Below are 19,954 nucleotides of genomic sequence, written 5' to 3'. Positions count from 1 at the left end.
CAATCATCTCACTTTCTTTTCATCTTGCTTATTTATAATTATTTAACCTAAATTTAACTGAAAAAGTAAGTAGACACAATACGATATAAAATAATACGTTATCACTCAAAAATATAATCGATATTTTATTACCACATTATTTATATATTCATTTAAAATTGTTTAATTTTATCGGTTGAATCCCTATAGGGACGATTTCCCCAACGAACTATATGAAAAAACTGTTACTATATTCTTTTACTTGTTTGTCATTAGCTGCCCTACTTACGAGCTGTAGCTCAAAAGGAGGGAACAGTTCTAGCAAGACAGGTATTCCTTATGCCGATAGGAAAAGCAAAAACAACCAATCTGGTGCTTTTGCTGTAGCCACTCAATATAAGAGAGCTCCAGGACCAGGCTTGATTCCAATTGAAGGTGGAGTTTTAGTTGTTGGTGGTAGTGCCATCGAAGTACCGGGTGTTGAGCCAAATATTTACAATTACAAAAGACAGGTTACTGTTCCATCTTTTTACATGGATGAAACTGAAGTATCGAATACCGATTGGTTAGAATACTTACACTGGATCAGATACAACTACCCTGAAGATCGTGAGTTTTATTATAATGAGCTTCCTGATACTTTAGTGTGGCGCCGCGCATTATCATACAACGAACCTTATGTAGATAATTATTTAAGACACCCTGCTTACCGTGACTATCCTGTTGTAGGTGTTTCATGGGAGCAGGCATCACGTTATTGCGAATGGAGAACTTCGAGAGCTAACGAATTTATTCTACGCGAAAAAGGAATTTTAACTGATTATAAAACTTTAGCCGGTAATGGAAAAAGCAATGCTGCTACTACAGCAGCGGCGACTCCAAAACCAGACAAACCTTTTAATACTGATGCATATTTAAATGGCCAGTATGATGATAAGGGGAAAAATGCACCAACCGATTACAATACAAAATCAGGTGCAGCTACATCAACCGCTGGAGGAACAGCAGCCCCAGCATCTGGAGGCAAAAACAATCAGCCTAGAAGAACTGCGACACTAGAGGATGGTGTAATTATGCAGCCTTATCGTTTACCAACAGAAGCTGAATGGGAATATGCTGCTTTAGGTTTAATCGGCAATACAGAATACGAAAACATCAATCAGAATAAAATCTATCCGTGGAATGGCTTAGGTGTGAGCTCTGCCAAAAAGAAAACCAGAGGTATGATTCAGGCCAACTTTAAAAGGGCACCTGGCGATTATATGGGTGTTGGTGGTTCATTAAATGATAAAGGAGATTTAACTGTTCCCGTTATTCAATATGCACCAAACGACTTCGGCTTATATAATATGGCTGGAAACGTGAATGAATGGGTTAATGATGTTTACAGAACAGGTACATTTACCGATGCAGATGCATTTAATCCATATCGTGGGAACTATTTCACCAATAAAAAATTAGAGGATTCGCAAAGCGGAAAAATTGCATTGGATAAATATGGCAATCCGATTAAGGAAAATGCTTACGCCGGAAGAAAACAAACCTGGGCAGAAAAACAGGCACAGGCGAAACGTTCTGATTCAATTTCAAAATCGACTGATCCACAATCTCCAGTAGCATCAACCAGTTATCAGGCAGATCAAAGAGGTTACCGTGATAGACAAAATATTTTATTAAATGAAGAAGGTGTAACGCTTGTAAACGATAAATCCAGAGTTTATAAAGGTGGTTCTTGGAATGACATGGCTTACTGGTTAAACCCGGCAACACGCCGTTTTATGCAACAAGATGAATCATCAGCAGAAGTTGGTTTCCGTTGCGCCATGACTATGCTTGGCGCTCCAGAAATTAGTACTGCAGGTAAAAGAAATTTTAAAAACCCTCCTCAAAAACCTTACAGGGTAAGTAGAGGTAAATAAAAAAGAAAAGTCCCGACATTAAATCGGGACTTTTCTTTTTTGTGTATTGTATTTCGCTCATTTGACGAGACGATCGTCATGCTGAATTTATTTTATTAGCAGTTTTTGTTATTTTAGAGGCCTAATAGCTGCTGCGCGGTCAGCATCTTTCATGCTAAAAGACCCTGAAATAAATTCAGGGTGACGACACTATATTAACTCTTTAATGGCAAAAGCTATCTACTTAAACTGAATCAAGATCTGGTTCTTCTCTACCTTATCGCCCTGCTTAATCAAAACTTTCTTTATCAAACCATCGGTTGATGATTTCAAGATATTTTCCATTTTCATCGCTTCCAGCACCAATAGGTTATCACCTTTCTTTACCTCAGCGTTCTCTTCAACCAAAACCTTTAGTACTAAACCAGGCATCGGTGCTTTAATTTCTGAAACTTTATTAGCAGTTAAATTATCCAACCCCAGCTGTTTTAGCAAAACATCAAACTGATCTTCGATGCTAATCTGATAAATATTACCGTTAACCTTTATTTTGCAGGTTTTATCTGCTTTGTTCAGCTCAACCAGCTCTGTATTAAAAGATTTATTCTGGTATAAAACATGTGTACTATTATTCCCAATTGAACTCGGATCGAACTGAATAGGTTCTCCGTTTACCAAAAAAGATGACTCCTTATTTTCAACCTCAAATAAAAACTGATCGTTTACTTTTACTTTATACATTTGTTATTGGGTTAAAGCATACTGAACCAAATTTGCACCCATTTTAAGCGCCTTAGTCCTCGTTTCTTGTGTATCCTCAGGATAGGTGCCGAAATCTTCCCAGCCATTCCCTAAATCGCACTCAAAGGTGTAATAGCATACCACTCTACCTTTATAAATCAACGCAAATCCCTGTGGCCTTTTATTATCATGCTCATGGATTTTTGGCAAGCCTCCCGAGAACTTAAATTTCTGGTTATATAATGCATGGTTGGCCGGCAATTCGACAAAACTAAGTTCCGGGAATACTTTTTTCATCTGCGGGCGGATAAATTTATCCAATCCATAATTATCATCAATATGAAGAAAACCACCACCTGTAAGGTATTGCCTTAAATTTTTAATTTCCTGATCGTTAAAAACTACGTTTCCGTGGCCAGTCATGTAAACAAACGGATAATTGAATATTTCTTTCGAGCCTACTTCTACGATACTTTCTTCGGCATAAAAATTAGTCTTCAAATTGGCATTACAGTAGGCAATTAAGTTGGGCAATGCTGTTCTATCTGCATACCAATCACCACCACCGTTATACTTTAATTTGGCCATGCGGTAGGTTGGTGGTAAAGCGCTAAAAGCTGAAAGCATAAGGCAGAAAGCCAAAAGCCCTATGCAAGAAGCAATAAACTTAAATTTCGGAAGCTGAAAACTGAAAACTGAAAACTTCAAATGATTATCGGTTAAGGTAATTGATTTCAAAACAAACAGATAATGCAGCCGTTTCTGTGCGCAATCTGTTATCACCTAAAGTTAATGCTTTAAAGCCTTTGTTCAAAGCTAAATTAACTTCATCAGGTGTGAAATCTCCTTCAGGACCAATAAGAATTAAGTATTTTTGATGTGGAGCTACAAGTTTGGATATATATTGTTTCTCCCCGTTATCGATACAGTGTGCTATTAATTTATGCCCATCGAATGATTCTTTTAAAAAAGCATCCAAAGAAATGGCATCATTTAATTTTGGATGATAGGCTTTTATCGATTGCTTAACAGCAGAAGTAATCACTTTGTTGAGCCGATCCTCTTTAACTATCCTACGCTCCGATCGATCGGTAATAATTGGTGTAATTTCATCAATACCCAACTCTGTAGCTTTTTCTAAAAACCATTCGATCCTGTCGATATTTTTAGTTGGCGCAACAGCAATATGCAGGTAATGATTTCTTTTATGAAACTCCGTTTCTACTTTTAAAATGGATAAGGAGACTTTTTTCGGATTATCAGAAGTGATTTCAGCAGTGTAAAAACCACCTTTCCCATCAACCAGATTAACGATTGAGCCTATGGTAAGGCGAAGCACCCTAACGCAATGTTTGCTCTCTTCTTCGTTAAGCGTATAAGCATTTTGGGCTATATCTGGTGTGTAAAAAATATGCATAGTTGAAATTAATGATTATCAACCATATCTGCTTTATTGATCACCAATTCTAACTTGATTGTTTCGATATTCTGCTCTGTTTTTTTAAGGATGGTAAACAGATATCCGTATGATTCGTTGCTTTCGCCTACCTCAGGGATACGTTCAAAAACATGAGAAACCAAACCACCAATGGTATCGAAATCTTCATCCTCTGGTAAATCGTGAGGTAGATGTTCATTCACATCATATACAGTAGCGAATGCATTTACGATAAACTCATTGTCAGAAACTTTTTCTACCAGTGGCTTTTCTTCATCGTATTCATCCTGGATTTCTCCAACAAGCTCTTCAACAATATCTTCTAACGTAACCATGCCCGCTGTACCGCCAAACTCATCTAATACAATAGCAATCTGTATGCGGTTACTTTGCAGTTCACTCATCAGATCGTTGATTTTCTTGGTTTCTGTAACGAAATATGGTTTTCTGATGATATCGTTTAATGTCCAGTGCTGATTACCCGCTGCAACCAATGGTAAAATATCTTTTGCATGGATAATCCCTACAATTTTATCCATGATCTCATCATAAACCGGTAAACGCGAATACCCTTCCTTAATAATTGTATCAATCACTTCTTCTTTTGGAGAAGTTAGTTCAATACCCGAAATTTTGGTGCGGGGTACCATGATATTCTTCACCACTCGCTCATTAAAATCGAATACGTTTTTAATCAGCTCATGTTCGTTATTATCTAAGGCTCCGCTTTCTTTACCCTGGTCTAATAAATACTGAAGTTCTTCGGTACTATGAAGCGATTCATGTCCGCTTGAAGTGTCGATTCCGAATGGCTTAAGAATAATCGCAGCAAGACTATTTAATGTCCAGATGAATGGTCTAAATACCACATAAAATATCTGCAATGGTACAGAAACAAATAAGGTTGTTGCTACCGGCCGTTGGATAGCAAAAGATTTAGGCGCTAATTCACCAAATACAATATGCATAATCGTAATCAACGAGAAGGCAACAATTGTAGATGCAGTATGGATAGAAGCATCGCTCAATCCCCATTCCAAACTATCGAACAGATTTTTGAAAATGGTATGCATAACGCCTTCACCTACCCAACCTAAGCCAAGCGATGCAAGCGTTATACCCAGCTGTGTGGCTGCCAGATATCCATCAAGGTTATGAATAATCCCTTTGGCCATTTTGCCAACACGACTGCCTGTTTTTGCTTTAATTTCAATCTGTGATGCCCGGACTTTTACAATTGCAAACTCTGCTGCAACAAAAAATCCGTTTAGTAACACCAAAAATAATGCAAAGAATAATCGCCAGCCTACAGAAGTGGTATCGGGTTCTTGTAAAGCAACCAAAACTACGTTTTTGGGCAGGATTGCACTTAGCTCAAAATTTAAAAACAAACATACCGTGGGTAAATCCATTAAGCCAATTCTCTAAATGTTGTGTTATAAAGTTCTATGCTTTCTTTAATTACTTTATGCGCATAACGAACACCAAGTAAATGTTCGATGGTTACATTTTTATCTTCTAATGCTTTATAATCCTGAAAGAAACGAACAATCTCTTTCATTTGGTGTGGAGGTAATTCATCTAAATCGTTGATGTAGTTTACCGACATATCGTGAGCAGCAACCGCGATAATTTTATCATCTTGCTCTCCATTATCTACCATGTGCATTACACCTACAACTTTCGCTTCGATCAATGTCATTGGATAAACATCTACCGAGCAAAGCACCAGAATATCTAATGGATCTTTATCATCGCAATAAGTTTGCGGAATAAAGCCATAATTTGCTGGGTACATTACTGATGAAAAAAGAACCCTATCTAACTTGATCAGACCTGATTCTTTATCTATTTCGTATTTTGCTTTTGATCCTTTTGGAATTTCAATAATTGCGTTTACAATTTCCGGAACATTGTGCCCAGGAGATACGCTATGCCATGCGTGATGATCGTCTTTTGCCATTTTTAATTTAAATCTGTTTTATCCTCTTCAGGACCACTCACTACTTTACTTTTTACAAAGGTAATTAATAATGGTATAGTTGTAATAAGGATAAAGCCAATAATAATATATAATAAATAATCGTTAATTTCTTTTTCAAACCTTCTGCCTAAAAAATAACCGAGCAAAGTTAAGGAGCAGATCCAAAGTACGCCACCAACAACATTGTATAAGGCAAACTTTTTAAACTCTAATTTTACAACTCCCGCAAAAATCGGTGCAAAAGTTCTAACAATTGGCACAAACCTGCCCATAATTAATGCAAAGGCACCTTGTTTGTGATAATAATCCTCTGCAGCTTTTAAATATCTCTTCTTAAAAAAGAAACTGTCTTTTCTGGTGTACAATACGGGGCCAGTTTTACGCCCGAACCAATAGCCGGTAAAATTTCCAGAAATGGCTGCGAAACACAAGCCCGCCAAGAGCACCGCAATGTTCACATCAAGCTTGCCTGTTGCTACAAACATTCCCGCTAAAAACAATAAATAATCACCGGGAAGAAAAAAACCAAAAAACAGGCCCGTTTCTGCATAGATAACGAATACGACGAGATAGAAACCACCCTCCCTCAATAATTTCTCGGGATCAAGTAGCTGATGCAGGTTATTCCAAAAATCGTGCATATTCAATTATTCGTAAAACTACAAATAATTATCAAACAACAGCATACCTATATCAGGTTTAAAATAATTGCAGGATAAATACCTAAAATTAATGTAATGGCTACAGAAACCAGTAACACAACCTTGTACTGTGCCGGAGCTGAAAGCTCTGTTTCTGCGCCGTCTTTAAACCACATGGCTGTAATTACCCTAAAATAATAATAAAAGCCAACCAGCGCATTTAAAATCGCAAATGCAACAAGTAAGGTTTTATATTCGGTCATTACATTCAGGAACATTAAATATTTCCCGATAAAGCCAGCTGTTAGCGGAATACCGGCTAATGAAAGCATAGCTACGGTTAAACATAATGCTATTAGTGGATTACGTTTAGCTAAACCATTGAAACTTTCGAAACTATCGCTACCCGTCTTTTGTTTTACTAATATTAATACCGCAAAAGCGATAATGGATGCGAAGGTGTAAGCAGCGGCATAAACCAATACATTGTTTTCAGAGTTTTTGGTTAACACAATAAGCGAAAACAATAGGTAACCCGCGTGCGAAATACTCGAATATGCCAACATGCGTTTGAAGTTCTTTTGGAACAGCGCAGTTACGTTTCCGATGAATAAGGTTAAACAAACAATTACCATAAGTGGTGCAACCCAAAAATCGTGAAGTGGAGCAAGTGCACCAGCAAATAATCTTAAAAAAGCAGCAAAGCCTGCAGTTTTAACTACAGTACTCATGAAAGTGGTAATTAATGAAGGAGCGCCTTCGTATACATCTGGAGTCCAGAAGTGGAAAGGAGCAGCACCAACCTTAAAGCTTAAACCGATCATCATCAGGATAACACCCGGATAAAATATTGGAGAAATTGCCTGACTATTTACCAGATAGGCTTGTATTTTATCTAAATCGAATGACCCTGCAGCGCCATAAATTAGGGTGATACCAAATAAGAGGAAGCCTGTTGAGAAAGCACCCATTAGGAAATACTTTAATGAAGCTTCATTAGAGGCAAAATCCTTTTTACGGATACCGGCCAAAATGTATAAACTCACCGACATGATTTCTAAGCCTACAAATAACATGGCCATATTTTTATACGATACCATCATGATCATTCCCGCCAGCGCGAAAAGAATTAAGGTATAATATTCGGCTATGTTATCGCTTTTAGCGTGGAAATAGTTCTGTGTTAATAAAAAGATTAAAAGTGTGCCGATAATACAGATCCCGGAAAATGCCAGAGCGAAGTTATCTGTCTGCATCATTCCGAAATGAACAGCATTGCCATTCCATGCACAAAAAGTAAATCCCAGTGCAGTAAGTAAGCCAACAACGGTAAGTGGTAGTAATGCTTTATTTGCCTTAAACAAACCTGCATAAAGCACTATAAAAGCTGTTATACTAATGGTTATAATAATATTCATTGCTTAATTTACTGTGTTTAATTTTTGATTTACCTGTTCTAATAAATGTTGTACAGATGCCTCTGTTAAGTGCAAAATTGGTTTCGGATAAACACCCAAAATAATAATCAGTGCACAAATTGTATAAAGAACCAATTTTTCGGTCCCTTTAATATCGGTAAAAGTGATGGTCAAGCTGTTGGTTTCGCCCAACATTACATTTTGGTACATGCGTAACATGTAGACAGCACCAAAGATAATGGTTAATCCTGCAATAGCTGCAGCCCAAATGCCGTAGTTGTAAACGCCCATTAGCAGTAAAAACTCACCAATAAATCCGTTTGTTCCCGGCAAAGCTACCGTGCCTAAAACAATGATCAGAAAAGTAAGCGCCAACTGTGGTGCTACTTTCGCAATTCCACCTAATTCTTCAATTTTATTGGTTTTAACACGAGAGAAGATGATATCTAAAACAAAGAATAAACCAACTACATTAATACCATGGCTCAACATCTGTACCATTGCACCTTGCATACCTTGCTGGTTAAAAGCAAAGATACCTGCTGATATTAATCCAACGTGAGCAATAGATGAATAAGCTACCAAACGTTTAGCATCCTTTTGTGTAAAAGCAATCAGCGAAGCATAAACAATACCGATGATTGATAAAACAATAGCCACTTGGCCCCAATTGTGAACGCCTGCCGGAACAATTGGTAATAACCACCTAATTACACCATAAATGCCCATTTTTAACATGATACCCGATAATAGCATCGTTCCTTGTGTAGGTGCTGCGGTATAAGTATCAGGCTGCCAGGTGTGGAAAGGGAAAATTGGCATCTTAATGGCAAAAGCGATAAAGAAAGCCCAGAAAATCCATCCCTGTTGTACACTATCTAAGTTTAAAGCATAAAAGGCTTGAATATCAAAATTGTGTGCTGGGTTTTGAAGATATAAGTAAATAATACCCATCAACATAAATAATGAACCAGCAATGGTATACACGAAAAATTTCATGTTGATACGGATGCGGTCTTTTCCTCCCCAGATGGCACAGATAAAGTAAATTGGAATTAATGCCGCTTCCCATCCAATATAGAACAAGAACGCATCTAATGCCGTAAATACCAATAACAGGCCACATTGCATAAATAAAATCAACGCATAAAATGCAGCAGGATTTTTATACTGGTGGTTGTAGCTCGATAAAATAATGATCGGCACCAATAAATTGGTTAGCAATACCACAAGCATGCTAATGCCATCGATACCTGCGTGGAAATTGATGCCTAAATCTGCAATCCATGGCAAATTAACCTCAAACTGGGTACTTGCATTTGGAATGAAATTACCGGCGATAACCAAAGTCAAAACCAAAGAAACAACCGAAAATACGGTCGAAACTATTTTAGCCGACTTACCAGTAAATGCAGTAATAATTGCACCTACAAGCGGAAGAAATATAAGTAGTAAAAGTTGTTCCATTATTTAATTTTGAACCCTTTTTATATGTAATAAAATGTATATGCAAGTAATGCGATGATACCAAATACCATCATAAAAATATAGAAACCTACGTTTCCACTTTGTAGCAAACGAATACCTTTACTGGCTTCGTTTGTACTCCACCCCAGTCCGTTCACAATTCCATCGATAAATTTGTTATCGATAATCCTATAAAAGAATTTCGAAAGTGCATCTAATGGTTTAGTGATCAGGAAATCATAAATTTCATCGAGGTAGAATTTATTATAGGATAACTTTGCCAGAGCAGAACGCGGTGCTTCATCAGCAACAGGAACGCGTGCTCCCCTTACATACCTGCTATGAGCATAAAATAAAGCTGCTATAGCGGCGGTTACCGATATCGCCATTAAACCTATTTCAGTTGAATGACTTAAATCCAATTCGTGCTGTGCTACACCTGCACCAGTTAACCAATGTGCCAACCATTCGTTTCCACCAAAAATATGCGGAAAGTTGATTGCTCCACCAATTGCAGCAAGAATAGCTAAAATGATTAAAGGTAAAGTCATCGCTTTTGGCGATTCGTGCACATGGCTTTCTTCGTGATGTGTTCCACGGTATTTGCCAAAGAAAGTCAAGAACATCATTCTAAACATATAGAATGCCGTTAAGAATGCGGTTAAAACCCCAATTCCCCAAAGTATCGGACTAGCCTGGAAAGCATGTGCTAAAATTTCATCCTTTGAGAAGAAACCAGAGAACGGTGGTAAACCTGCAATGGCAATGGTACCGATCAACATCGTTAAGAAAGTAACCGGAAGTTTCTTTCTCAATCCGCCCATATGGCGCATATCTTGTTCATGGTGCATGGCATGGATAACCGAACCTGCGCCCAAGAATAATAGTGCTTTAAAGAATGCGTGGGTTAAAACATGGAAGAATGAACCTGTATAAGCGCCGACACCCAGGCCTAAAAACATATATCCCAATTGCGATACGGTTGAATAAGCCAACACTTTTTTAATATCAGTCTGTGTTAAAGCAATAATTGCTGCAACTAAAGCCGTAGCCGCTCCAACAATGGCAATGATGTGCTGTGTAAGCGGAGCAAGATCGAATAATACGCTCGAACGTGCAATCATATAAATACCAGCTGTAACCATTGTAGCTGCGTGGATCAAAGCTGAAACTGGCGTTGGTCCGGCCATTGCATCAGGTAACCAGGTAAACAAAGGCAACTGAGCCGATTTACCGCAGGCACCAATAAATAACAAGATGGTAATTAAAACCAAAGTATCTTTGCCTGGCAACATATTAGCTGCTTGCGGGAAAACTTTAGCAAATTCTACACTACCAAAAGTGGTAAAGATTAAGAATACACCTAACAAAAAGCCTAAATCACCAATTCGGTTCATTACGAAAGCTTTTTTAGCTGCTGAGGCATAAGTACTGTTTGTATACCAGAAACCGATTAACAGGTAAGAGCATAAACCTACACCTTCCCAACCGATAAACATAACGATGTAGTTTGATCCCAATACCAATAAAAGCATGAAGAATACAAACAGGTTCAGATAAGCGAAAAACTTACCGAATCCTGCATCGCTGTGCATATAGCTGGTAGAATATAAATGGATCAGGAAACCGATTCCAGTGATGATCAAAAGCATGATCGAGCTTAAAGGATCAACCAGAAAAGATAATGGAATGTGTAGTGCACCCGCGCTGATCCAATCGAATAAAAATACTTCGTGAGATTTTTGTGTGTCGCCTTGTAAACTAAAGAAAATAACTATGCTGATAATAAAGGAGGCTAAGATTACCCCGCTTCCGATGATACCAACAAGTCCTTTAGATAAAGAGTTTCTGCCTAGTCCATTAATTACAAACCCTAAAAAAGGAAGTAACGGAACCAACCAAATCAATTGTTCTATTGTCATTCTTATTATATATTTACCACTTAAGGCGATTTAAAACATTAATATCTACTGATTTCGTATTTCTGTAAACCATTACGATAATTGCCAGGCCTACTGCAACCTCTGCAGCTGCCAAAGCCATAATGAAGAATACGAAAACCTGCCCTGATGGGTCATTGTTATGAACCGAAAATGCTGTTAAAAGTAAATTAACCGCATTTAGCATCAGCTCAACCGACATAAAAATTACAATGGCATTTCTGCGGGTAAGTACGCCTATTACACCAATAGAAAAAATAATGGCACTTAAATAGATGTAGTGGTTTAGCGGAACGCCTGCTGCTTGTGTGAATAAATTTTCCATTATGCTTCTACCTCATCTCTTTTAGATAATAAAACGGCTCCAACCATTGCTGCCAATAATAACAGAGATGACAATTCGAAAGGCAATAAGAATGGGCCAAAAAGCTCCTTACCTAGATTTTCTACCAACCCTAATCCTGGATTTTTCAAAATCAATGGACTGGTAATACTTGCTGATTTTAAAGAACCAATTAAGGTTACAACCAAACAACCGCCAGCAATTACACCTACGATTTTGATCAGTGGCGATTTACTCGGTTCAGTTTCTTTGTTCAGGTTAAGTAGCATCAGTACAAAAAGAAACAATACCATTATGGCCCCCATGTAAACGATAAAGTTTACCACCGCTAAAAACTGTGCGTTTAATAGCACATAGTGTACAGTGAAGGTAAAAAAGGTAAGGATTAAGTACAATACACTGTGGATCGGATTTTTTGCAAAAATCACCATCAGCGAAAAGATGATACTTAATGTGGCTACGAAATAGAATACTTGTGTACTCATTAATTAATTGTTTATTTATGTTCCATGGTTTGTGTCTCCACAAACCATTATTTATATTTCGTTTCGTGAAGACACGAACCGAGGCTTAAGATTATTTACCATGGTTCGTGTCTTCACGAACCATCATTTTATTTTTTCATTTCCAATGGAGCCTCTACCAACTTATCTTTTCCGTAAATGAAATCCTTACGTAAATAATCAGCTGGTACAATCGGCCCATCTAAGTAAATTGCCTCTTTTGGACAAGCTTCTTCACATAATCCACAAAAAATGCAGCGCAACATATTGATTTCGTAAGTTGCTGCATATTTTTCTTCGCGGTATAAATCTTTCTCCTCAGGTTTGCGTTCAGCGGCAATCATGGTAATGGCTTCAGCTGGACAAGATAAAGCGCATAAACCACAAGCAGTACAACGTTCTTTACCATTCTCATCGCGTTTTAGCGAGTGCATCCCTCTAAAGTTGGTGGAGAATTCGCGCTCTACTTCAGGATATCTTATAGTAGCCTCTTTTTTAAATAAGTGACTGATGGTAATGCCCATACCCTTAGCAATTGCCGGCAGGTACATCCGCTCCATAAAGCTCAATGGCTTTTGTTCCAGTACTTTTTTCTTATTACTTAATGATTCCATAATTAAAACTTCTCAATAATCGCAATCACAACACCTGTTATTATAATATTGGCAATAGCCAAAGGTATTAAACCTTTCCAACCTAAATTCATCAATTGATCGTAACGGAAACGAGGGATTGTCCAACGTACCCACATGAAGAAAAAGATGAAAGCACATATTTTACCGAAGAAAACTGCTGTACCAAAAAGTGGTGCCCAGGTTGGGCCTAACCACACCGCCATCGAATCCATGCCAGGGTAATTATAACCGCCCCAATATAATGCCGCCATCACTGCTGATGATACGAACATATTGATATATTCAGCAAATAGGTAAAAACCTAATTTCATTGAAGAATATTCGGTATGGTAACCACCGATTAATTCCGTTTCGCATTCAGGCAAATCGAATGGCGCACGGTTGGTTTCTGCAAATGAACAAACCATAAAGATTAGGAATCCAAGTGGCTGATATAAAACGTTCCATCTCCAACCATGTTGCTGATCAACGATTTCTTTTAAGCTTAAGGTATTCGTCATTAAAAGCAAAGCGATGATCGATAATCCCATTGCAATTTCATAACTGATGTTCTGCGAAGCTGCACGGATAGCACTTAACAAAGAGTATTTGTTGTTTGAAGCCCATCCCCCAATCATTACACCATAAACACCTAAAGAAACGACTCCAAAAATGTATAAAACTCCAACATTGATATCTGAAACCTGTAAAGGAATAGTTTTGCCTGCAATTAAAACAGGGCTGCCCCACGGGATAACCGCCGTACCTATACAGGCACAAAGCAATGCCAAACCCGGGCCCGCTATAAATAAAAATCTGTTTGATGAGGTAGGAATAATTTCCTCTTTCATAAACATTTTTAATCCATCGGCCAACGGTTGTAAAATACCAAAGGGGCCAGCTCTATCAGGGCCTAAACGATCTTGTAAATATGCAGCAACTTTACGTTCTGCATAAGTAGAATACATGGCAATAACTAAACTGATGCCGAAAATTACAGCTACCAGGATAAATTTTTCTATAACAAAAGCGCTATCCATTAGTATTTAACTGTTTTATGTAATTCAATTTCATTTGCAGCTTGTAATGCCTCATTTGGCTGAATTACATGCAAAGGTTTTAATGTTTCGTAGTGGTTAGATGCAATTACCGAAGTATCATCAATGTGTGTTGGATGTTCAATTACCCAATCAGCAGTTGCTTTTTTATCGAAGCGGCAAGTATTGCAAATAAATTCTTCTACTTCTCCAAACTGATCTTTACGTGCGGTAACACGTAAAACATCTGCTCCTTTATACCAAAGTGTTACTTTACCGTTGCATTTTTCGTGAGCGCAATCACGGTGTGCATCAACTGGTTTGGTAAACCAAACACGGTTTTTAAAACGGAAAGTTTTATCGGTTAAAGCACCTACCGGGCAAACATCGATTACGTTTCCTGAGAAATCGTTATCAACAGCCTGGGTGATGTAAGTAGAAATTTCGGAATGGTCGCCACGGTTTAAAATACCATGAACACGTTTGTTTGTAATCTGATCAGCCGTGAAAACACAACGGTAGCACAAAATACAACGATTCATGTGCAACTGGATTTTATCACCTATATCGATACGCTCGAAAGTACGGCGTTCAAACTCATAACGTGTTTTTTGCAAACCATGCTCGTAGCCCAAATTTTGCAAATCACACTCTCCTGCCTGATCGCAAACAGGGCAATCTAAAGGGTGATTAATCAATAAGATCTCTACAACACCTGCACGTGCTTCCAAAACTTCTGGTGAAGTAATGTTAAGCACTTCCATCCCATCCATTACGGTTGTGCGGCAAGAAGCCACCAACTTAGGCATTGGGCGAGGATCTTTCTCCGAACCTTTAGTCACTTTTACAATACAGGTACGGCATTTACCGCCACTGCCTTGTAATTTAGAATAATAGCACATTGCTGGCGGAACAATATCCCCTCCGATTTGCCTTGCAGCATTCAGAATGGTTGTGCCGTTATCAACCTCTACTGTTATCCCATCTATCGTAACCTTAACTTTTTCACTCATGGTTAATGATATTCTTTATTTTTTATACTTCTACCGTCATTGCGAGGTACGAAGCAATCTTTTTACAATTTATTATTTCTCTTTCGAGATTTTATAGCCAATTTCTTTTCTTGGCTTTTCTTTCTGTTCTAGTAGTTCATCAAAATACCTGAAGATGACTTCAATATTTTTATCCTGATTATCTACTTTCTTTTTAATTTTTTCAACTTCTAATCTTATTTCTGTATTGCTTAAAACCATCGTTCTAAGCTGTACAAACACATCAATAATTTTAATACTTACTTCTACCGCCTGTTTACTTTTCAAAACATTTGATAGTTGCAAAATACCATGCTCACTAAATGCAAACGGAAGATACTTTGAGTATTTTCCTTGTTCTAAGGTCGCAAATTGCGACCTTAAGACCTCATTTTCTTCTTTTGTTAATTCGAACATAAAGTGCTCTGGAAAACGCTCTATATTTCTTCTAACTTGTTCTTTTAATCTTTTAGTCTCAACGCCAAAGAGTTCTGCTAAATCAGAATCTAACATCACCTTAACTCCTCTAAAAAGATAAATTTTGTTTACAATTACCTCATTAGGAATTATTGATGTCTCTTGTTTCGGCATTTACAAGTTCATTTTCTAAGATCACAAATTGTGATCTTAGGTTTTAAATTAAATATTCAACTGGTCGCAAATTGCGACCTTAAGATTTTATTTCTCTTCCGTTACCGGAGCTTTCTCAATCGGGATAGCATAATTTGCAATACCATAATTTTGGCTCTGACTCTTAACAGGTTCTTTAATATGCCATTCAAATTCATCTCTGAAGTGACGGATTGCGCTGGCTACCGGCCAGGCTGCTGCATCACCCAACGGGCAGATTGTATTCCCTTCAATTTTGCGTTGAATATCCCACAATAAATCAACATCTTCCATTTTACCGTGCCCGTGTTCGATTTTGTGTAACACTTTTTCCATCCATCCGGTACCTTCGCGGCAAGGTGAACACTGTCCACAGCTTTCGTGGTGATAAAAACGGGCAAAATTCCAGGTATTACGAACAATACACTGATCTTCATCAAAAGCAATAAAACCACCTGAACCCATCATGGTTCCTGTAGCAAACCCACCTTCTGATAACGATTCGTAACTCATTAAACGAGGTTCGCCGTTAGCGTATTTCAGGGTTAAATTAGCAGGTAAAATAGGCACCGATGATCCGCCTGCAACCGTTGCCTTTAAACGTTTACCATTGGCAATACCGCCACAATACTCGTCTGAATAAATAAATTCTTCTACCGGTAAGCCCAATTCGATTTCGTAAACACCTGGTTTAACTAAATTACCCGACGCTGATATTAATTTTGTACCTGTACTTCTACCAATACCAATTTTTGCATATTCATCGCCACCATCGTTGATAATCGGTACCACTGCAGCAATCGATTCAACATTGTTAACCACTGTAGGACAACCATATAACCCTGCAATTGCCGGAAATGGTGGTTTAATCCGTGGATTACCTCTTTTACCTTCAAGCGATTCTAGCAAAGCAGTTTCTTCACCACAAATGTAAGCGCCGCCGCCTGGCTGAACATATAATTCTAAATCGTAACCTGTTCCTAAAATGTTTTTACCCAACCATCCTGCAGCTTTAGCCTCAGCAATTGCTTTTTCTAAAATGCGGATCTGAGGCATCATTTCGCCACGTACATAGATATAAGAGACCTTGGCACCCAATGCGAAACTCGATACAATCATTCCCTCAATTAATGCATGGGGAATATAAGTCATCAAATAACGGTCTTTAAAAGTTCCTGGCTCTGATTCATCAGCATTACACACCAAATAACGCGCAACACCTTCTGGTTTAGCCAAAAAGCTCCATTTCATCCCGGTTGGGAAACCCGCACCTCCGCGACCGCGTAAGCCCGATTTCTTAACTTCTTCAACAATCTCTTCAGGTGTTAAAGTTTTAAGGGCTTTTTCCACAGCACGGTACCCGCCTTTTTGGCGATAGACTTCAAGTGTATTGATGCCTGGTACGTTTATATGCTCAAGTAACAGTTTTCGAGACATTTTAATTAGTCTATAGTCTGTAGTCCATAATCCATAGTCTTAAGTCAAAACGACTCTCGACTTAAGACTTTCGACTTAGGACTTATTTTTCAAATCTTCAATCAATTTATCTACACTTGCTTCGGTAAGGTTTTCGTAGAAAGTATATTCCGGGCTAATTTGCAACACCGGGCCGAAACCACAGGCGGCTAAACATTCAACTCCTCTAAAGCTGAATAAACCATCGGCAGTAACTTCACCTTCTTTAACACCTAACTTGTTTTCCAAGTGGCTTATTATTTTTTCGGCACCAACCAGGCAACAAGGGCCGGTACGACAAACCTCCAAAGCATACTTACCTTGTGGTTTTAAAAAGTACATGGTATAAAATGTTGCCACCTCATACACTTCAATTGGCTGAATATTTAAATATTCAGCTACTTTATCCATCGCTGGTGTACTCACCCAAAGGTATTCGGCCTGTACCAAGTGCAATAATGGCAACAAAGCTGATTTGTGCTTACCTTCAGGGTAACGGCTTTTTACATCATCAAATTTGGCCAGCAATTCTGATGAAAACACTACAGGTGTTTGTTCTTCTACTTTAAGCATCTAATTCTCCTGCAATAATATTCATACTACTCATGTTGATAATGGCATCAGACAATAACATGCCCTCGCTCATTGGTGCAAACATCTGGTAGTTTACAAAACTTGGTCTGCGGAAGTGTAAACGGTACGGTGTACGGCCTCCATCATTAATCAGATAGAATCCTAACTCGCCATTTCCGCCTTCTACGGCATGATAAACTTCTGCTTTGGGCGCATCAATTTCACCCATCACAATTTTGAAGTGATAGATTAATGCTTCCATATTATTGTAAACTTCTTGTTTTGGAGGGAGGTAAAATTCAGGAACATCGGCATGAAAAATACCCTTTGGCTCTGTTTTTAATTTCACAAGCGCCTGTTCGATAATGCGGACACTTTGCCACATCTCTTCATTACGCACTAAATACCTGTCGTAAATATCGCCGCTTGTACCTACCGGAACTTCAAAGTCGAAATCCTGATATGAAGAATATGGATCGCTTACACGCACATCGTAATCTACACCGGTAGCACGCAAAAGCGGCCCAGTCCAGCTATATTCTAAAGCAGCTTCTTTAGTTACTTCTGCAACACCAGCCGTTCTATCAATAAAAATACGGTTACGTGTTAATAGATTTTCGAACTCTTTTAACGCTTTAGGGAATTCTTTTAAAAACTTATCAATTTTAGCAAAGGCGATATCATTGAAATCTCTTTCAAACCCACCAATACGGCCAATATTTGTGGTTAAACGTGCACCACAAACTTCTTCGAAGATTTCGTAAATATGCTCACGGAACTGGAAAAGGTATAAGAAAGTGGTTGTTGCCCCGGTATCCTGACCAATAATCGTGTTACAGATAATGTGATCGGCAATACGCGAAAGCTCCATAATAATTACCCGAAGGTAATCTACGCGTTTCGGCATCTGAATATTTAACAACTTCTCAACCGTCATGTGCCATCCCATATTATTAATAGGCGACGAGCAATAGTTTAAACGGTCGGTAAGTGGTGTAATTTGATAAAATGGGCGATGCTCGGCAATCTTTTCGAAAGCACGGTGGATATACCCAATGGTAGAAACGCCGCTTACAATACGTTCGCCATCTAATTGCAAAACGTTTTGAAAAACGCCGTGTGTTGCAGGGTGCGTTGGGCCTAAGTTTAAGGTTACCAGCTCACTTTGCGGGTCGTTATCTGTAAATACCGGATGGTTATGATTCATAGTTTACCTTCCAAAAAATTCGTCTTTTTTATCTACTCTGTTCGGATCTTCCAATGGATATTGTTTCAACATCGGATGAACACCTAAGTCGTCCATATTTAAAATACGTCGTAAATCAGGGTGACCTTCAAATTTAACCCCGAACAAATCGTAAGTTTCGCGTTCCATCCAGTTGGCACCTTTCCAAACAGTTGTTGCTGTAGGGATAGTTGGATTTTGTTCTGAAATGAAAACCTTAATCCTGATTCTAACTTTCTCGACCATGTTGTGCAAATGGTAAACCACTGCAATACCATGATCTTTACCAGGATAATGGACTGCCGTAATATCGGTCAAGAAATTAAAACTCAAATCGTTTTTAAGGAACGATAATACATTGATGATAACATCTTTGGTGGTTGCAAAAGTTAATAAGCCATATGGTTCAGAAACTCCGGTTACCTTTTCGCCAAACTTATCGCTAAGTTTTGCCAGAATATTATTATTTAGTGTCGTTTCTTCCATTATTTAATGCCGTATTGACCTAAAAGTTCTTTGTAATAATCAGAATTTCTTCTTCTGCCCGACTCGTTTTTCACTAAATCCTGAATACGCTGAAAACCATCTAAAATGGCTTCAGGTCTTGGCGGACAACCCGGAACGTAAACATCCACCGGAATAACCTCATCAATACCCTGCAATACGGAATAAGTATCAAAAATACCACCACTACTTGCACAGGCACCAACAGCCATTACCCAACGCGGCTCTGCCATTTGGATATAAACCTGCTTTAATACCGGGGCCATCTTTTTAGCGATAGTTCCCATAACCATTAAAACATCTGCCTGACGGGGAGAAAAACTTAAGCGTTCGGCACCGAAACGACCAAGATCGTAGTGAGAACCCATGGTTGCCATAAACTCGATTCCACAACAAGAAGTTGCGAAAGGTAAAGGCCATAATGAATTTGAGCGGGCCAAACCAATCACTTTATCAAGAGAAGTGGCGAAAAAGCCAGATCCTTCTATTCCTGGAGGCGCATCAACTATATTAATTTCACTCATGTTTATAAACAAAAAATGCTCATCCCTTTG

Annotated in this window: 21 protein-coding genes; 1 reads left to right on the top strand and 20 read right to left on the bottom strand. The window is 38.4% G+C overall.

The annotated features are described in order from the left end of the window. The first annotated feature begins 212 nt into the window (after nt 1-212). Nucleotides 213-1,898, top strand: a complete 1,686-nt coding sequence (locus tag AC1DNH_RS10150) for an SUMF1/EgtB/PvdO family nonheme iron enzyme (RefSeq protein ID WP_477625361.1) — start codon at nt 213-215, stop codon at nt 1,896-1,898. Nucleotides 1,899-2,117: 219 nt separating this feature from the next. Here AC1DNH_RS10150 and AC1DNH_RS10145 read toward each other — a convergent pair whose 3' ends face one another. The 20 genes from AC1DNH_RS10145 to AC1DNH_RS10050 all read right to left on the bottom strand — a co-directional run bounded on the left by AC1DNH_RS10145 (nt 2,118) and on the right by AC1DNH_RS10050 (nt 19,924). Next, nucleotides 2,118-2,618, bottom strand: coding sequence for an acyl-CoA carboxylase biotin carboxyl carrier protein subunit (locus AC1DNH_RS10145; protein ID WP_477582880.1), 501 nt, complete (start codon nt 2,616-2,618; stop codon nt 2,118-2,120). Nucleotides 2,619-2,621: 3 nt separating this feature from the next. Beyond that, nucleotides 2,622-3,245 (bottom strand): DUF4159 domain-containing protein, encoded by a 624-nt coding sequence (locus tag AC1DNH_RS10140; RefSeq protein WP_477582882.1) that lies wholly within the window; start codon nt 3,243-3,245, stop codon nt 2,622-2,624. 85 nt (nt 3,246-3,330) lie between these two features. Then, the gene (locus tag AC1DNH_RS10135) at nt 3,331-4,035 is read right to left on the bottom strand and encodes a 16S rRNA (uracil(1498)-N(3))-methyltransferase (RefSeq protein ID WP_477582884.1); all 705 of its coding nucleotides are present in this window, start codon (nt 4,033-4,035) and stop codon (nt 3,331-3,333) included. An 8-nt stretch (nt 4,036-4,043) separates the two neighbouring features. Next, nucleotides 4,044-5,468 (bottom strand): hemolysin family protein, encoded by a 1,425-nt coding sequence (locus tag AC1DNH_RS10130; RefSeq protein ID WP_477582886.1) that lies wholly within the window; start codon nt 5,466-5,468, stop codon nt 4,044-4,046. Then, entirely contained in the window at nt 5,468-6,019 is a 552-nt protein-coding gene (locus tag AC1DNH_RS10125; protein ID WP_025146339.1) for an inorganic diphosphatase, read from the bottom strand. The genes AC1DNH_RS10130 and AC1DNH_RS10125 overlap by 1 nt, the downstream gene beginning before the upstream one ends. A gap of 2 nt (nt 6,020-6,021) precedes the next feature. Beyond that, nucleotides 6,022-6,681 (bottom strand): DedA family protein, encoded by a 660-nt coding sequence (locus AC1DNH_RS10120; protein ID WP_029274742.1) that lies wholly within the window; start codon nt 6,679-6,681, stop codon nt 6,022-6,024. A gap of 47 nt (nt 6,682-6,728) precedes the next feature. Next, a complete protein-coding gene (locus AC1DNH_RS10115; RefSeq protein WP_477610487.1) occupies nt 6,729-8,099 on the bottom strand; it encodes an NADH-quinone oxidoreductase subunit N in 1,371 nt (456 codons plus the stop codon). Between the two features lie 3 nt (nt 8,100-8,102). After that, a complete protein-coding gene (locus tag AC1DNH_RS10110; protein ID WP_477625360.1) occupies nt 8,103-9,566 on the bottom strand; it encodes a complex I subunit 4 family protein in 1,464 nt (487 codons plus the stop codon). Nucleotides 9,567-9,586: 20 nt separating this feature from the next. Further along, nucleotides 9,587-11,488, bottom strand: a complete 1,902-nt coding sequence (nuoL, locus tag AC1DNH_RS10105) for an NADH-quinone oxidoreductase subunit L (RefSeq protein ID WP_477581938.1) — start codon at nt 11,486-11,488, stop codon at nt 9,587-9,589. 13 nt (nt 11,489-11,501) lie between these two features. After that, complete coding sequence (gene nuoK / locus AC1DNH_RS10100) at nt 11,502-11,831, bottom strand: NADH-quinone oxidoreductase subunit NuoK (protein WP_029274746.1); 330 nt, start codon at nt 11,829-11,831, stop codon at nt 11,502-11,504. After that, nucleotides 11,831-12,334: an NADH-quinone oxidoreductase subunit J family protein gene (locus AC1DNH_RS10095; RefSeq protein WP_029274747.1), complete on the bottom strand. Its 504-nt coding sequence runs from the start codon at nt 12,332-12,334 to the stop codon at nt 11,831-11,833. Before AC1DNH_RS10095 ends, nuoK begins: the two co-directional genes overlap by 1 nt. 128 nt (nt 12,335-12,462) lie before the next feature. Further along, nucleotides 12,463-12,966, bottom strand: coding sequence for a NuoI/complex I 23 kDa subunit family protein (locus tag AC1DNH_RS10090; RefSeq protein ID WP_025146332.1), 504 nt, complete (start codon nt 12,964-12,966; stop codon nt 12,463-12,465). Nucleotides 12,967-12,968: 2 nt separating this feature from the next. Beyond that, nucleotides 12,969-14,006 carry an NADH-quinone oxidoreductase subunit NuoH gene (nuoH, locus tag AC1DNH_RS10085; protein ID WP_029274749.1) on the bottom strand — a complete coding sequence of 346 codons (1,038 nt, stop codon included), beginning with the start codon at nt 14,004-14,006 and terminating at the stop codon, nt 12,969-12,971. Next, the gene (locus AC1DNH_RS10080; protein ID WP_477581935.1) at nt 14,006-15,016 is read right to left on the bottom strand and encodes an NADH-quinone oxidoreductase subunit G; all 1,011 of its coding nucleotides are present in this window, start codon (nt 15,014-15,016) and stop codon (nt 14,006-14,008) included. Before AC1DNH_RS10080 ends, nuoH begins: the two co-directional genes overlap by 1 nt. A gap of 72 nt (nt 15,017-15,088) precedes the next feature. Then, nucleotides 15,089-15,625, bottom strand: a complete 537-nt coding sequence (locus tag AC1DNH_RS10075; RefSeq protein ID WP_477581933.1) for an ORF6N domain-containing protein — start codon at nt 15,623-15,625, stop codon at nt 15,089-15,091. Nucleotides 15,626-15,712: 87 nt separating this feature from the next. Beyond that, complete coding sequence (nuoF, locus tag AC1DNH_RS10070) at nt 15,713-17,080, bottom strand: NADH-quinone oxidoreductase subunit NuoF (protein WP_477581931.1); 1,368 nt, start codon at nt 17,078-17,080, stop codon at nt 15,713-15,715. Between the two features lie 75 nt (nt 17,081-17,155). Further along, nucleotides 17,156-17,671 (bottom strand): NADH-quinone oxidoreductase subunit NuoE family protein, encoded by a 516-nt coding sequence (locus tag AC1DNH_RS10065; protein ID WP_477581929.1) that lies wholly within the window; start codon nt 17,669-17,671, stop codon nt 17,156-17,158. Further along, the gene (locus tag AC1DNH_RS10060) at nt 17,664-18,878 is read right to left on the bottom strand and encodes an NADH-quinone oxidoreductase subunit D (RefSeq protein ID WP_477581928.1); all 1,215 of its coding nucleotides are present in this window, start codon (nt 18,876-18,878) and stop codon (nt 17,664-17,666) included. The genes AC1DNH_RS10065 and AC1DNH_RS10060 overlap by 8 nt, the downstream gene beginning before the upstream one ends. Nucleotides 18,879-18,881: 3 nt before the next feature. Further along, nucleotides 18,882-19,382 carry an NADH-quinone oxidoreductase subunit C gene (locus tag AC1DNH_RS10055; RefSeq protein WP_215129975.1) on the bottom strand — a complete coding sequence of 167 codons (501 nt, stop codon included), beginning with the start codon at nt 19,380-19,382 and terminating at the stop codon, nt 18,882-18,884. Then, entirely contained in the window at nt 19,382-19,924 is a 543-nt protein-coding gene (locus AC1DNH_RS10050; RefSeq protein WP_108197409.1) for an NADH-quinone oxidoreductase subunit B, read from the bottom strand. The genes AC1DNH_RS10055 and AC1DNH_RS10050 overlap by 1 nt, the downstream gene beginning before the upstream one ends. Nucleotides 19,925-19,954: the final 30 nt, after the last annotated feature.

The organism is Pedobacter sp. 01N310, from assembly GCF_056399805.1.
Note: the sequence above shows the minus strand (reverse complement) of the source record. Positions and strands in the feature narration are given on the sequence as shown.

What these genes read in the sequence shown, in the direction of transcription:
- AC1DNH_RS10090 (WP_025146332.1), bottom strand. Translation starts at nt 12,966, where the DNA reads ATGGAATCATTAAGTAATAAGAAAAAAGTACTGGAACAAAAGCCATTG.
- nuoF (WP_477581931.1), bottom strand. Translation starts at nt 17,080, where the DNA reads ATGTCTCGAAAACTGTTACTTGAGCATATAAACGTACCAGGCATCAAT.
- AC1DNH_RS10065 (WP_477581929.1), bottom strand. Translation starts at nt 17,671, where the DNA reads ATGCTTAAAGTAGAAGAACAAACACCTGTAGTGTTTTCATCAGAATTG.
- AC1DNH_RS10080 (WP_477581935.1), bottom strand. Translation starts at nt 15,016, where the DNA reads ATGAGTGAAAAAGTTAAGGTTACGATAGATGGGATAACAGTAGAGGTT.
- AC1DNH_RS10060 (WP_477581928.1), bottom strand. Translation starts at nt 18,878, where the DNA reads ATGAATCATAACCATCCGGTATTTACAGATAACGACCCGCAAAGTGAG.
- nuoK (WP_029274746.1), bottom strand. Translation starts at nt 11,831, where the DNA reads ATGGAAAATTTATTCACACAAGCAGCAGGCGTTCCGCTAAACCACTAC.
- AC1DNH_RS10140 (WP_477582882.1), bottom strand. Translation starts at nt 3,245, where the DNA reads ATGCTTTCAGCTTTTAGCGCTTTACCACCAACCTACCGCATGGCCAAA.
- nuoH (WP_029274749.1), bottom strand. Translation starts at nt 14,006, where the DNA reads ATGGATAGCGCTTTTGTTATAGAAAAATTTATCCTGGTAGCTGTAATT.
- AC1DNH_RS10150 (WP_477625361.1), top strand. Translation starts at nt 213, where the DNA reads ATGAAAAAACTGTTACTATATTCTTTTACTTGTTTGTCATTAGCTGCC.
- AC1DNH_RS10130 (WP_477582886.1), bottom strand. Translation starts at nt 5,468, where the DNA reads ATGGATTTACCCACGGTATGTTTGTTTTTAAATTTTGAGCTAAGTGCA.
- AC1DNH_RS10055 (WP_215129975.1), bottom strand. Translation starts at nt 19,382, where the DNA reads ATGGAAGAAACGACACTAAATAATAATATTCTGGCAAAACTTAGCGAT.
- AC1DNH_RS10050 (WP_108197409.1), bottom strand. Translation starts at nt 19,924, where the DNA reads ATGAGTGAAATTAATATAGTTGATGCGCCTCCAGGAATAGAAGGATCT.
- AC1DNH_RS10095 (WP_029274747.1), bottom strand. Translation starts at nt 12,334, where the DNA reads ATGAGTACACAAGTATTCTATTTCGTAGCCACATTAAGTATCATCTTT.
- AC1DNH_RS10145 (WP_477582880.1), bottom strand. Translation starts at nt 2,618, where the DNA reads ATGTATAAAGTAAAAGTAAACGATCAGTTTTTATTTGAGGTTGAAAAT.
- nuoL (WP_477581938.1), bottom strand. Translation starts at nt 11,488, where the DNA reads ATGACAATAGAACAATTGATTTGGTTGGTTCCGTTACTTCCTTTTTTA.
- AC1DNH_RS10115 (WP_477610487.1), bottom strand. Translation starts at nt 8,099, where the DNA reads ATGAATATTATTATAACCATTAGTATAACAGCTTTTATAGTGCTTTAT.
- AC1DNH_RS10120 (WP_029274742.1), bottom strand. Translation starts at nt 6,681, where the DNA reads ATGCACGATTTTTGGAATAACCTGCATCAGCTACTTGATCCCGAGAAA.
- AC1DNH_RS10110 (WP_477625360.1), bottom strand. Translation starts at nt 9,566, where the DNA reads ATGGAACAACTTTTACTACTTATATTTCTTCCGCTTGTAGGTGCAATT.
- AC1DNH_RS10135 (WP_477582884.1), bottom strand. Translation starts at nt 4,035, where the DNA reads ATGCATATTTTTTACACACCAGATATAGCCCAAAATGCTTATACGCTT.
- AC1DNH_RS10075 (WP_477581933.1), bottom strand. Translation starts at nt 15,625, where the DNA reads ATGCCGAAACAAGAGACATCAATAATTCCTAATGAGGTAATTGTAAAC.
- AC1DNH_RS10125 (WP_025146339.1), bottom strand. Translation starts at nt 6,019, where the DNA reads ATGGCAAAAGACGATCATCACGCATGGCATAGCGTATCTCCTGGGCAC.